This is a genomic window from Paenibacillus hexagrammi (assembly GCF_021513275.1).
Taxonomy (GTDB): domain Bacteria; phylum Bacillota; class Bacilli; order Paenibacillales; family NBRC-103111; genus Paenibacillus_E; species Paenibacillus_E hexagrammi.
Window position 1 is genome coordinate 1,269,730 of record NZ_CP090978.1, and the last position, 12,317, is coordinate 1,282,046.

14 protein-coding genes are annotated in these 12,317 nt (G+C 45.6%); 13 read left to right on the top strand and 1 reads right to left on the bottom strand.

Annotation, left to right across the window (positions count from 1 at the left end; translation table 11 throughout):
- Window positions 1-57 precede the first annotated feature (57 nt).
- The 12 genes from L0M14_RS05680 to L0M14_RS05735 all read left to right on the top strand — a co-directional run bounded on the left by L0M14_RS05680 (window position 58) and on the right by L0M14_RS05735 (window position 11,206).
- Window positions 58-498, top strand: coding sequence for a MarR family winged helix-turn-helix transcriptional regulator (locus L0M14_RS05680; protein WP_235121239.1), 441 nt, complete (start codon window positions 58-60; stop codon window positions 496-498).
- 149 nt (window positions 499-647) lie between these two features.
- On the top strand, window positions 648-1,196 hold the full coding sequence (locus L0M14_RS05685; protein ID WP_235121240.1) for a SiaB family protein kinase: 549 nt from the start codon (window positions 648-650) through the stop codon (window positions 1,194-1,196).
- Window positions 1,196-1,597, top strand: coding sequence for a DUF1987 domain-containing protein (locus L0M14_RS05690; RefSeq protein WP_235121241.1), 402 nt, complete (start codon window positions 1,196-1,198; stop codon window positions 1,595-1,597). Before L0M14_RS05685 ends, L0M14_RS05690 begins: the two co-directional genes overlap by 1 nt.
- Window positions 1,598-1,600: 3 nt before the next feature.
- Window positions 1,601-2,605, top strand: a complete 1,005-nt coding sequence (locus tag L0M14_RS05695) for a cache domain-containing protein (protein WP_235121242.1) — start codon at window positions 1,601-1,603, stop codon at window positions 2,603-2,605.
- Window positions 2,606-2,760: 155 nt separating this feature from the next.
- The gene (locus tag L0M14_RS05700) at window positions 2,761-3,468 is read left to right on the top strand and encodes a SpoIIE family protein phosphatase (protein WP_235121243.1); all 708 of its coding nucleotides are present in this window, start codon (window positions 2,761-2,763) and stop codon (window positions 3,466-3,468) included.
- Window positions 3,469-3,492: 24 nt separating this feature from the next.
- Window positions 3,493-5,163: a bifunctional diguanylate cyclase/phosphohydrolase gene (locus tag L0M14_RS05705; RefSeq protein ID WP_235121244.1), complete on the top strand. Its 1,671-nt coding sequence runs from the start codon at window positions 3,493-3,495 to the stop codon at window positions 5,161-5,163.
- Window positions 5,136-5,465 (top strand): DUF1904 family protein, encoded by a 330-nt coding sequence (locus L0M14_RS05710; protein WP_235121245.1) that lies wholly within the window; start codon window positions 5,136-5,138, stop codon window positions 5,463-5,465. Before L0M14_RS05705 ends, L0M14_RS05710 begins: the two co-directional genes overlap by 28 nt.
- A gap of 91 nt (window positions 5,466-5,556) precedes the next feature.
- A complete protein-coding gene (locus L0M14_RS05715; protein ID WP_235121246.1) occupies window positions 5,557-6,477 on the top strand; it encodes an AEC family transporter in 921 nt (306 codons plus the stop codon).
- A gap of 92 nt (window positions 6,478-6,569) precedes the next feature.
- On the top strand, window positions 6,570-6,872 hold the full coding sequence (locus L0M14_RS05720) for a hypothetical protein (protein ID WP_235121247.1): 303 nt from the start codon (window positions 6,570-6,572) through the stop codon (window positions 6,870-6,872).
- Between the two features lie 103 nt (window positions 6,873-6,975).
- On the top strand, window positions 6,976-7,341 hold the full coding sequence (locus tag L0M14_RS05725; RefSeq protein ID WP_235122823.1) for a DUF423 domain-containing protein: 366 nt from the start codon (window positions 6,976-6,978) through the stop codon (window positions 7,339-7,341).
- A 123-nt stretch (window positions 7,342-7,464) separates the two neighbouring features.
- The gene (locus L0M14_RS05730; RefSeq protein ID WP_235121248.1) at window positions 7,465-9,339 is read left to right on the top strand and encodes a PAS domain S-box protein; all 1,875 of its coding nucleotides are present in this window, start codon (window positions 7,465-7,467) and stop codon (window positions 9,337-9,339) included.
- Between the two features lie 22 nt (window positions 9,340-9,361).
- Window positions 9,362-11,206 (top strand): putative bifunctional diguanylate cyclase/phosphodiesterase, encoded by a 1,845-nt coding sequence (locus L0M14_RS05735; protein WP_235121249.1) that lies wholly within the window; start codon window positions 9,362-9,364, stop codon window positions 11,204-11,206.
- A gap of 43 nt (window positions 11,207-11,249) precedes the next feature.
- On the opposite strand, the gene L0M14_RS05740 is transcribed toward L0M14_RS05735, so the two are convergent.
- Entirely contained in the window at window positions 11,250-11,762 is a 513-nt protein-coding gene (locus L0M14_RS05740) for a hypothetical protein (RefSeq protein ID WP_235121250.1), read from the bottom strand.
- 186 nt (window positions 11,763-11,948) lie between these two features.
- Here L0M14_RS05740 and L0M14_RS05745 point away from each other — a divergent pair, with 186 nt between their 5' ends.
- The gene (locus L0M14_RS05745) at window positions 11,949-12,251 is read left to right on the top strand and encodes a YunC family protein (protein ID WP_235121251.1); all 303 of its coding nucleotides are present in this window, start codon (window positions 11,949-11,951) and stop codon (window positions 12,249-12,251) included.
- The last annotated feature ends 66 nt before the right edge of the window (window positions 12,252-12,317 follow it).

The following is a 12,317-nucleotide window of genomic DNA, read 5'->3' on the forward strand; positions in this document are numbered from 1 at the left end:
TACATTGTAAACAAATCGATTGTTTGCAAATTGCAGGAATAGAGAGGAAGTCTCACCATGAGCAGCAGTGAGTTCTTAAAGCTGGAGAACCAACTATGTTTCAGCCTATATGCCAGCTCGAGGGCAATTACGAGATTATACCGCCCTATGCTCGATGAACTGGGCCTAACATACCCGCAGTATTTGGTCATGCTGGTCTTATGGGACCAGAAGGAAAGTACCGTCAAGGACCTGAGCGAGAAGCTGGATCTCGATTCTGGGACCCTTACCCCCATGCTGAAGCGTATGGAAGCGCAGCAGCTGATTGTCAGGCAACGGTCACGGGAAGATGAGCGGGTGGTTGATATTACCATAACGGATACAGGAATGGACTTATACGATAAAGCCTTATGTATTCCACAAACATTGCTAGCTTCCAGTCAAATGACGCCGGAAGAAATCGTTCAGTTCAACAGGCTGTTAAAGCAATTTTTAAAAAGCGTGAGTGAATTCGAGTAGTGTTCCCTTTAAAAAAATCATGACGAATCGAAAGTTTGCAGACCTGGTTTGCAAACTTTTTTGATGTTTGCCTTTTTTGGAACTATACTCTTTGGTAAACTATAAAATAAAGTCACATTTTGTATAAAATTGTTGAGGAAGGTGTTCCTTTGATTCACAGTGATTTGTTTCATGTTCATAATATGCTTCAAAGTAAAGGCATTCTCATCAGTTTCTCCGGCCGGCTCTCCCAAGGACTTATTGAAGAGTATGGCGAAGCCGTCAAACGGTACATGGAGCTGGATAATCGTCCCAAAACAGAAATTTTCCATATATTCTCTATATTTATTGAGCAAACGCAAAATATTAAGAATTACTGCACAGCAAAAGCAACCAGCAGCTCCGCCGAACGAATCGAGCAATCCTCTATTGTTACGATCGGCAAATGGGAGTCAGGGAATTATGTGTGCTGCGGTAATTTGATCGAGAATGGCGATATGGACGAGTTGGTTGCGAATATTCAAGCTATCATTGATTTGGATAAAGAGGGGCTAAGGAAGCTTTACAAGGAGAAGCTGAGGCAAGAGCTTCCGGAGGGCCAATCCAGCGCAGGAATCGGTTTGATCGAGATGGCTCGTAAAGCCAGCTGCCCGTTGGAGTATTCTATAACACCTATTGATGATCAATTGTCATTCTTTACACTAAAGGCGGTTGTTTGATGATGACGGATATGCAAGCCATACATATAGAAGGTTCAAGGAGTACGCCGGAAATCCATTTCGATCCAGTTCTTAATACTTTATCTGTAAAAGGGCAATCGTTTCCAGAGAATGCATTCAAATTTTACGAGCCGATTCTCGCTTGGCTGGACATGTATCTGGAGCAGCTGCAGCAGGAAGTAACGGTTAAGTTTGAGTTGATGCTTCCCTACATTAATACGAGCAGCACGAAGTGCTTTATGACACTGCTGGAGAAGCTGGATGAGGCTCATGCCGCTGGCAAGAATGTCCAACTATTCTGGTATTACGATATGGAGAACGAAAGTGAGTTCGAGTGCGCGCAGGAATTCAAAGAAGATCTGAATTTACCATTTCATTTGATTTGTAAGGAAACAACGTAGGGGATGAAGCGTGAATCCGGCAATTCGGCTGAACAATTGTCATCCATCCGCAGCACGCCTTTCTATGACCGGAATGTGATTAAAGTCATTGCATTAGCTTGTGTGCTTATTGTATTTTCTATGCTGTTAATCGGCTTCTTGTCCTATTATTTTACCGAAAGAGAAGTAATTAAGAAGCTTAAGAACAAAGAACTTGGTTACATTGCGCAGTCTGTTGCTTCGAAGGTCGAAGGGCGTATTGAACGGGCTAAGGAGACTTCGTTATTGCTAGCTGATGATCCAAGTGTTGTTGAATGGGTGCGCAGCGGGGAACAAAACGAGGAGCTCTCGCGGATCGTTTTGGAAAAGCTCAAAATGAACGGCCAGAAGCTGGATTACAGCAATTCCTTTATTGTTAGCTCGGTAAGCGGTCAATACTGGTCGGAGAACGGTACAGTACTGGAGATCATGTCTAAAGATAACCCGGATGACGATTGGTTCTACCAAACATTAATCTCCGGTAAGAAAGCGGACGTCATCGTCGATTACAATGATGCCCGCAAGCAATCCTTTGTTTTCGTCAACGTTCTGATCGGTGATGCTAGCAGCCCTATTGGCGTAGCTGGAGTAGGACTAAGCTTGAAAGATTTGTCGGACGATTTCGAGTCTTATAAATATTCAGCTGACAGCCGAATGTGGATGGTGGACGCGTCAGGCACCATTCATTTGTCGGACCGATTCGAGCTTACCGGCAGTAGGCTGTCGGATATCGTGTCCCGAGAAACGTATGACAAGGTTATGGATGGATTTCATCGGGATGTCCAGGTTTTGGAATCGTACAACCTTAACGGTGAGCTTGTTGATATGATCAGTTATCCGATTCAAACCATGAATATGAGGCTCTTATTTCAAATCCCGCGTTCGGATACGGTGTATTTCCTGAACAGTATTAAGATTAATACGGCTATTGCCATCTTGATCGCCTTGTTTTCTACCGTTTTCTTTTTTTCTATGTTTCTCGCAAACTAGCGAATCCCTTCAAACGGGCGCTAGAGCTGAATGAAGAGCTGGAGCTGCAGGTCAGCGAGCGGACTAAGGAAGTTGCTGAGCGAAGCAAAGAGCTTCTGGATAGCATCGATTATGCAAAGCGAATTCAGGAATCGGCGCTTCCTGACAGGTCGGACATGGATCGTTTAATGCCGCAGCATTTTGTGCTATGGGCTCCAAGAGACGGTGTTGGCGGGGATTTCTATTGGCTTAAAGAAACAAAGCATGGATATTATGTTGCGGTGGGCGATTGTACAGGACATGGAGTTCCGGGAGCATTCATGACCATGCTCAGCATCTCGCACTTGAATCAAATCGCAGAACGGTGTGAGGAAGGAGACCCAGCCGGTATCTTGTATAATTTGAATCAATCGATCAAAGCAACGCTGAATCAGCAGGATCAGTCGGAGCTTGCAGACGACGGATTGGATATCGCTTTATGCTATGTGGGACATGAACAGTTGATCTTCGCCGGCGGCGGCAGCTCGCTGTTTGTCATGGATCAAGAAACGGGATTAACGGTTTACAAGGGTAATAGAGCCAGCCTTGGTTACCGCAGAACAGCGGATGACTATCCATATACGAGCACGATTATCTCCAGGAATGAAGGGATGACGATCTACATGCTAACGGACGGGATCGTCGACCAAAGCGGCGGAGAAAAGGGATTTTCTTTTGGTAAAAGCAGATTCAAGCAATTTATTGAAGCTCATGCTGCTCTGCCGCTCGACAAGCAGCGCGAATTGTTTATTGCTAAGCTTTCGGAATATCAAGGGAAAGAAGACCAGCGTGACGATATGACGCTTTTGGCGTTTCGCCCGCTACTGCAGCAAAGGTTCAAATAGAAGACAAAAAGGGGCCGGGTAACCGTGATAAGCTATCGAAATGATCAGCAGCAGGGCTTTGAGAGCGAACTAAACATGCTACAAGACGCCAAAAAACTGGCTGATCAGTATGAGCATCAGGACCAGCGGCTCATGTCCGAGTACCGAAGGCTGCTGTCCGGCTATGAAAAACTTTTGCGCGTTACCAAGAAAATCTTAACGATCAGCGATAGGCAGGGTGTGGCGCTCAAACGATGTGAAGATGAAATGAAGGCTTTGCTAAATAACGCCAGCCAGGGCTTTCTGACCTTCGGAGAAAGTGGAATTGTGCATAAACAGTACAGCCAGGCTTGTTACCGCATCTGTAATCAGAAGCCGAGCGGCATGCATTTCGCGGAGCTGCTGTGGGAGGCCAGCGGTGAAGAGAGCCAAGCAGTCAAGGCTTTATTAGCCATGATGTTCAAAGAGGCTGAGGGGCATCGCAAGGAATCCTTACTAGCTGAGCTCCCTAATTTGGTCATCCTCAGAGATCGGCACATTCAGCTTGAATATAAGTGGATTCAGCAAGCAGAGGGTGAGAGGGAAACGCAAGCTGTTATGGTGGTCATGACGGATATGACCGTACAGTTGAAATCGCAGGAAAAGGTGGAATATCTCAGCTATTTCGATAGCTTGACAGGACTTCGGAATCGAGCATACGTAGAGACGAATCTTGCTGAATTCTTTCAGAATGATCAGTTTCCCGTCAGTCTAGTGCTTCTGGATATGAACGGGTTGAAGCTAGCTAACGACGTGTTCGGTCATCAGCTTGGCGACCGCTTGCTGACAGATGCCGCCCAATTAATTAGAGAGACCTTTGGAGATGAGGCAGTCGCTGCAAGGTGGGGCGGAGATGAGTTTATCGTGCTCCTACCGAGAACGGAGGAGGAGGCCTGTCTTAGCAAGATTGGAGAGCTTAAGCAAGCCTGCCAGGTAAAGAAACCCTATCCGATTCAAGTGAGTATGGCGATAGGCTGTGTAACGTCCGGGCATGAGGATGGCGAGTTCCTATCGATGTTCCAAGCTGCGGAGAAGGAAATGTATAAGAATAAGCTGATCGAGAGCAAAATGGTACGAAGAAGCTTGATGTCCAATATTAATGAAGCGATGTATGCCCGAGATATCGAAGATGCCAAACATATTGATCGAGTCGAGAAGCTGGCAGTCGGATTTGCCGGTAGAGTAGGGGTTGAAGCACAATCTGCTCAGATGATGAATCTGAAGCTGCTCATTAACCTGCATGACGTAGGTAAGGTAGTCATTCCATCCCATATTCTAGAAAAGGAAGGCTCGCTAACCGAAGAGGAATGGGACGTCATGCGCTCTCACAGTGAGATCGGCTATCGGATGGCCCTATCTTTGGGGGAACCGGCACTGGCGGAAGCCATCTTATCCTTACACGAAAGATGGGACGGTCTCGGCTACCCATACGGTCTGAAGGAAGATCAAATACCAATGCTCTCTAGACTATTTGCGATTGTAGACAGCTATGATATCATGACTCATGATCAGGTATATCGCAAAGCGATGAGTAAGGAGCAAGCCTTGCAGAACATAGCAGAGGAAAGCGGCTTTCAGTTTGACCCTTCCATGGCAGAAGCGTTCCTGGATTACATGAGAGAGAGCTTACCGGTAGAGGAGGAAAGACAGTGCCAAGAATCACGATCCGCGGATTGACCGTGGAGCAAATTTGTGAAATGAGTGAACCCCTTACCCGCAAGCTTGCAGACATTTGCCAATGCGGTGAAGATAACTTTACCTATGAATGTGTGAACTTTATATCTATCTTCGAAGGCAAAGTAACTGATTCGTATCCCTTCATTGAGGTAGCATGGTTTGAGCGCGGCACAGAGGTACGGAACCAGTTCGCGCAAGCGGTAACAGAGAGCGTGAGAACGTTCGGATATGAGGAAATAGAGGTGGCCTTTACAACCTATACCCAGGAAAGCTACTACATCAATGGGCAACCTCAAGCGTAGGCTTGGGGTTTTTCAGTTGATAAGAAAGTAAGGACGACGAAGTCGTCTATCCCTGGTTAATAAGTCAGACAGAAGGAAGAGATACGTAATCATGGGCTATTTTTGGTATATTCTCATAAACAATATCGTCCCAATTGGTATTATGATTAGCATCGGAGTGGTGATGTACAAAGCTTTTCGGCTAGATATTAAGACTCTTTCCAAGCTGAACTTCTATGTATTTTCACCTGCACTGGTATTTACCAAGCTGTATGAATCAGAGATTGACCTGCAAGTGTTGATGCAAATTTTGCTTTTCTTTCTCCTATTCTTTAGCTTGCTTTATGCGATGGTTGAGGTTGTTATACGGATCAAAGGAATTAAGGGCGGGATGCGCAGCGCTATGCGCAACAGCGTTTTGTTCTACAACAGCGCTAATTATGCGATTCCACTGAATCAGACCGTATTTGGCGGTAATGCGTATACCTTATCGGTGCAAATCGTCATTATGATTTTGCAGACTTTGATACCGAACACGTTTGGCGTCTACAGCATTAACGCTCATAAATCGAACCTGAAAGCGATTCTGAAAATGATGCTGTCGCTGCCGGTGATCTATGCCATACCTGCAGCTATTGTACTGCGATATTTTCACCTGCAGGTGCCACACTCGGTGTATCTTCCTCTTCAGTACATCTCCGGTGCTTTTATGGCCACAGCACTGCTCACACTTGGCGTTCAGCTTGGAGCGATGAAGTGGGAGTTTAAGCTATTCGATGTGCTGACGTCCAACATCATGAGGCTGGCAGCGGGCCCTGCTCTTGGCTTTCTGGTTATTTGGATGCTCGGTCTATACGGACTTACGGCCAAAGCTTTACTGCTATCCTGTGCGGTTCCTACATCGCTAAGCAGTGTGCTGCTTGCGATCGAGTACGATAATGAACCGGAGTTTTCCTCCCAGGTGGTATTTTCTTCGACTTTATTCAGTATGGTGACGATTCCTGTCATGATTTACCTGCTTGATTTCATGTAGAAAGATGTAGGTTTAGCACTGTTTATGAAGGATTTTGACGTTATTTTAGAGAAAAGAAACAGTAAGTTTTTTATCTTAAGGAGGCAACTTATATGCGCTACCAATTTTGCCAATCTGTAACGATTGTAGATATGAATGAAGAAATTTTGTCTGAAGTGCTGTTTGAGCATGGAGAATTTGATTCACCTGCGCTTTCTGTAGGCGCATCCGTTGTAACGTATCAGCTCGGTTTGCAGGAATTTAATGTGGTCTACGACAAACGTGAAGGAAAAACGACCCGCGCCAAAATCGTCGATATTGAGATTGATCTTCTTAAGCAGCCTACTGTTACGAGAGTGTATGTTGAGCCTGTGAAGCTCATCGTCGGACAGCATGATATCGGTCTAATTGGGTAATAGATGCTGCATGTGCTCTTGAGACATCAAATTGGATTCCCAGCCCAAAATCAGCTATGATAGGTAGGAATAATTTGATGAATGAAGGAGATTTCCTGCAATGATGAAAACATTTTTAGCGCTGGGCAGCTTGAATGCATTCTTATCGGTTGCACTCGGAGCATTTGGAGCACATTACTTGAAGCAAAAGCTTTCAGCTGATATGCTCAGCGTATTCCACACCGGTGTCCAGTACCATATGATTCACGCACTTGGACTCATCTTGATCGCCATATTGTCGGATAAGTTTGGGAACAGCTCGCTGGTGAACTCCTCAGGCTGGGCCTTGTTTATCGGAATTGTGTTGTTCTCGGGAAGTTTATATGCGTTAAGCTTGTCAGGTATCAAAATATTGGGAGCCATTACGCCGCTTGGCGGTGTGAGCTTTCTCATCGGTTGGATCCTGTTGGCAGTTGCCGCATGGAAATAAGGGAAGAGTCGGGAAAATCCGACTCTTTTTTTCATACTTTAGCAGGAAAAAGCTTCTATTATGTAGAAAAAGTTAATTATCATAGAAACGATCATTCTTCCGTAACTCGAAAGGATGGGGAGTATGGCTAAATTCACCGGACATTCCTCGGAGATCAGAGAGCTTGTTCAAGAAGAGTTGGAACGACTTGCCCATGATCAGTTACTTCGTCATGCTTTTGAGAAAGCGGCAATCGGGATGGCGATCGTTAGTTTGCAAGGCAAATTTCTAAAAGTGAACGAGGCTTTATGTACGCTCACAGGTTATTTGGGTGATGAGCTTCGCGGACAATTGTTGCGGGATCTTACGTACCCCGATGATATCGATGTGAGAGATCAATTACTTGGTCAGGCTCTGGATGGAGCCAGGGAATCCTTTCAGCTTGAGGGGCGCTATGTGCGTAAAGACAGCACAATCGTCTGGGGCATGGCAGGATTTTCGCTGGTGCGTCATGATTCAGGGACTCCGCTGTACTTCGTGTTCCACATCCAAGATATTACGGATCGTAAGCTTCACGAACAGCATCTAGAGGAAAGCGGTCTGCGGTATCAATCTTTACTTAAGCATAATCCGGACATGATCTGTACACTGGACGAAAATGGCACGCTCGTGCAAGTAAACCCAGCGGCAGTCCGAACAACCGGCTATTCGAAGGAAGAGCTGATCGGGCATTCTGCCTTACCGTTTATCGCGGTTGAAGATTGGAAGACAGCTTGGAGCTTGTTTGGAAGGGCAAAGCAAGGGAAGATCGGGAGCGCGGAGCTTACTTTCATGCATAAGAACGGCAGACCGATCGTACTGGAAGTCAGCTTTGTTCCAATGATTATACATAAATACGTGAATGGGATTTACCTTCTGGCCAAAGACATCACCAAGCGAAAAATCAGTGATGCGACCATTGAAAAATTAAATGTGAAAAACCAGTTGATTCTGGATGCGGTGTCCGATGGAATCTTCGGTATCGATCAGCATCATGGAACGATATTTTGGAATGAAGCAGCTGAACGTATTACAGGATACTCCTACGAGGATATGACCGGCAAGAATGCCTATGAGATATTAACAAGAACGCAAGGTGATAAGGAAGCTGCAGAGAAGGGGCAATCCCCGTCGTTGCTAAGCATGCATGAAGGCGTTTACTACCATAACGCGAGTGAAGTCTTTTATACAAAGAATGGAGACCTATTTCCTGTCGAATATATGACATCTCCGATGTATGATCATGGAAGAATGATCGGAGTCGTCATTACCTTCAAGGACATTACGGAACGATTAAAGACGGAGGAGCTGCTTCGCAAATCGGAAAAGCTGTCTGTTGTGGGGCAAATTGCTGCAGGCGTAGCTCATGAGATCCGCAATCCGCTGACATCGCTAAAGGGATTCATTCAATTTTTACAGGCAGGTGCTCCAAACAAAGAAGAATATTTTCAAATCATGCTTTCGGAGCTGAGTCGAATCGAGCTGATTATTACAGAGATGCTGGTTCTAGCCAAGCCTCAAATGCAAAATTTTCAGCCTAAAAGCGTGGAAGCGATTTTGCACAATGTAGTAACTTTACTGGAGAGCCAGGCTAACTTAAGCGATGTACAATTTGTCATGTCGATCGAGCCCGATCTTCCGAATATCTGGTGCGAAGAGAATCAGTTGAAGCAGACGTTTATCAATCTGATCAAGAATGCCATGGAGGCTATGCCGGAAGGTGGGCATATTGATATTAAGGTTAGCTCAGACCGCGGGGAATGGCTCAAGATTACCGTGAAGGACCACGGCTGCGGAATACCGCAAGAAGTACTAGCCCGATTGGGAGAGCCCTTTTATACGACGAAGGAAAAAGGCACCGGCTTGGGCTTTATGATAAGCTATAAAATCATTGAGGATCATAGAGGTCATATGATGGTAGAAAGTAAAGTAGGAGAGGGTACCGTCATTAGTGTATCGCTTCCAGTCACGATGGATTGAGCAGAATAAAGGAGGGCAACTAGTGAGAAAGTGGTTTTATATAGGCGGGTACAGCGTTCTCGTCATAATGGCAAGCCTATACATAAAGCCCTATGCAGGATGGATTTGTATATTAGCCTCCCTTATGCTGCTTGTGGTAATGAGCAGGGGCAATCTGCTGAGAGAGCGGGAGTTTGAAGAAGCAGAGGATCCTCATCTGCAGACCTTATTTAAGCATAATCCGAATGTTGTGGGAATACTGAACCGAGAGGGATGTTTTATTCGTGTGAATTTGGAATCGGAGAGAGTGCTGGGTTACAACTCTGATGAATTAATTCATAAACCGTTTGTCTCACTGGCTGCGGAGGATCAATACGAATTGATTTCATCATCCTTGAAGGAAGTGCACAGAGGGAATCCGGTCTCCTTTGAAACTGCGGTGTTTCATAAGACGGGATACCGAATTAATTTACATGTAACGGCATTGCCGGCAGAAGATAACGATAGCCCTCACAGTTATATGCTGATTTGTCAGGACATCTCAGAACGCAAACGAGGGGACGAGAAGATTCGATACATGGCCTATTACGATGATATGACAGGTCTACCGAATCGAAGACTTTTTAAAGATCATCTTAGCGCTACGTTAGCGATGAGCAGGTCCGTAGGACAAAAGGTTGCCGTATTCTATTTGGATATCGATAGATTTAAACTAGTGAATGACAGCTTTGGACACGATTACGGGAATATGCTGCTCTTGCAGCTCGCAGAAAGGTTTACCCGCTGCATTACAGAAAACGATTTCCTTGCAAGAACGGAGGGGGACGAATTTGCTCTCTACTTCACCAATGTGGCGGATAGCAACGATGTAATTGCTTTGGTCGCGGGAATTAACCGGGTTCTGGAGGAGCCCTTCGTCTTGGAGCAGTATGAGCTGCATGTTACGGCAAGTATTGGCGTTGCTATATCTTCCGACAAGACGGAGGATGCAGAGACGCTCATGAAGCATGCAGACATCGCCCTTGCTAGAGCGAAAGAGAAGGGCCGTAATGATTTCCAAATTTTCAACTCGGATATGAAGTCAATTTCGATTAATCGTATCAAGCTGGAAAATGAGCTTCGGAAAGCGCTTACGAATGATGAATTTACTTTGTACTATCAGCCTCAGGTAGATATTGAATCCGGTCGAATCGTCGGGACCGAAGCGCTCATTCGTTGGAATCACCCGGAAAGAGGTTTAGTTCCGCCCAATCAATTCATTCCATTTGCCGAAGAGACCGGGCTGATTGTGCCGATTGGTGAGTGGGTGCTGCGCGCCGCTTGCAAGCAGAACAAAGCTTGGCAGGAGCAAGGATTTCCGGCAATGCCGATCTCTGTCAACTTATCGATGCGCCAATTTTTTCAGCACAACCTGAAAGGGAAAATCAGCTATGTCTTGGAGCAGACTGGGCTTGCGCCTCAATATTTGGAGCTGGAAATTACCGAGAGCATGACCATGGATGTCGATCACGCCATTCAATCGCTGCTTGAACTCAAGGATCTGGGAGTTAATGTAAGCATTGATGACTTTGGAACGGGCTACAGCTCGTTGTATTTTTTGAAGAAATTCCCAATTGATAAGCTAAAAATTGACCGGTCCTTTGTCCGTGATATTATGACCGATCCTAATGATGCGGCCATTGTTGCAACAATTATTGCCATGACGCATCACTTGAATCTCAAGGTCATCGCGGAAGGCGTAGAGACGGAAGACCAGCTTCGCTTCCTTCATCAGAACCGCTGCAACGAAGTTCAGGGCTATTGGTTCAGCCCTCCTGTGGATGCACGACAGATGGAAGTCATGCTGGTCGGCGGTTCCCAAGCTGCTGCAGCAAAGCTTGAACAATAAAATGGGTATCTCCACTTTAACTGGAGATACCCATTTTATTGTTTCATTTGGTAACGACATAATCATCGATTTCGTTAAGCTTAAACAAATAAACCTTCTTTTCATCGACATGGTATACAGTTACATTCTGCGTTGCCCCATCGTAATTAAGGATGCGGCAAGGAAGGCTCAATTTGATACCCTTACCTTTGATGATCGTGAGTCGGATTAACGTATTGTTGGCTTTAAACTGTTCGAGCTGCTGAATGATATTTTCCGATGCAGGCTGAGGAGTTTTCGGCTTTTCGGGTTCTTTGGAGATCTCCGGTGCTTTGAACTTCTCTGTCTCCTTAGCGGCAGTAGCTCTCGAACTCGATTGCGTTCCAGCTGTGTTGGCTTCAATCAGCTTGCCAAGTTGAATGCCTTGCAATACTTTGTAATCTTTAATGAGATTAGGTTGGGAATTGAGTAGATGAAGCAGCTGCTCCAAAGCAAGACCGTTGGTGGCTTCCTCAATTAAAATTTCCACGGTGAATAAGTGTCCGTGAAGGTTCGAGTTCACTTTTCCTTGATTCATAAGGTCTCCTTGACTGACGTAGTAAACATAGGTATTAGTTTAACTATATCACGATTCGAATATCAAACATAGACTTGCGCGGCGAGAAGAAGAAAAAATACATGCACCTAAATAAATGTCTTCACACCATACTAGCTGTCGGTGCATATACTACTCGTAAGACTGCGAAGAGGAGCTGTGCTGAGCATGATGCGCGTAGAACCGATACTCCTTGACGGGCACACGGTAATTGCCATTGAAGTGAAACTGCCCAAAACAACGCTGCTTGTCGTTACCACGGACAAAGGATATATCATGTGCGGGGCACTCGACGTTGCCCTGCTGAACGAGCGATTAAGGGACAGAAATATTATTGCGGCTAGAGCGACAGGCGTTCGCACGATCCAGGAGCTGCTGGATGCGCCGCTTGAATCGGTCACATATACGGCTGAAGATTTAGGCATCCATGCAGGAATGACAGGTCGGGAGGCTATACTGAAAATGGTTTGACGAACGAAATGGGATGGTAAGCGCTGCGGGAATTGTCCCCCAGCGCCTTTTTTTAATTTCCGTTTC

Coding starts and splice junctions, on each gene's coding strand:
- L0M14_RS05695 (WP_235121242.1), top strand. CDS start 1,601: ATGAAGCGTGAATCCGGCAATTCGGCTGAACAATTGTCATCCATCCGC.
- L0M14_RS05740 (WP_235121250.1), bottom strand. CDS start 11,762: ATGAATCAAGGAAAAGTGAACTCGAACCTTCACGGACACTTATTCACC.
- L0M14_RS05715 (WP_235121246.1), top strand. CDS start 5,557: ATGGGCTATTTTTGGTATATTCTCATAAACAATATCGTCCCAATTGGT.
- L0M14_RS05730 (WP_235121248.1), top strand. CDS start 7,465: ATGGCTAAATTCACCGGACATTCCTCGGAGATCAGAGAGCTTGTTCAA.
- L0M14_RS05680 (WP_235121239.1), top strand. CDS start 58: ATGAGCAGCAGTGAGTTCTTAAAGCTGGAGAACCAACTATGTTTCAGC.
- L0M14_RS05720 (WP_235121247.1), top strand. CDS start 6,570: ATGCGCTACCAATTTTGCCAATCTGTAACGATTGTAGATATGAATGAA.
- L0M14_RS05690 (WP_235121241.1), top strand. CDS start 1,196: ATGATGACGGATATGCAAGCCATACATATAGAAGGTTCAAGGAGTACG.
- L0M14_RS05745 (WP_235121251.1), top strand. CDS start 11,949: ATGATGCGCGTAGAACCGATACTCCTTGACGGGCACACGGTAATTGCC.
- L0M14_RS05725 (WP_235122823.1), top strand. CDS start 6,976: ATGAAAACATTTTTAGCGCTGGGCAGCTTGAATGCATTCTTATCGGTT.
- L0M14_RS05700 (WP_235121243.1), top strand. CDS start 2,761: ATGGATCGTTTAATGCCGCAGCATTTTGTGCTATGGGCTCCAAGAGAC.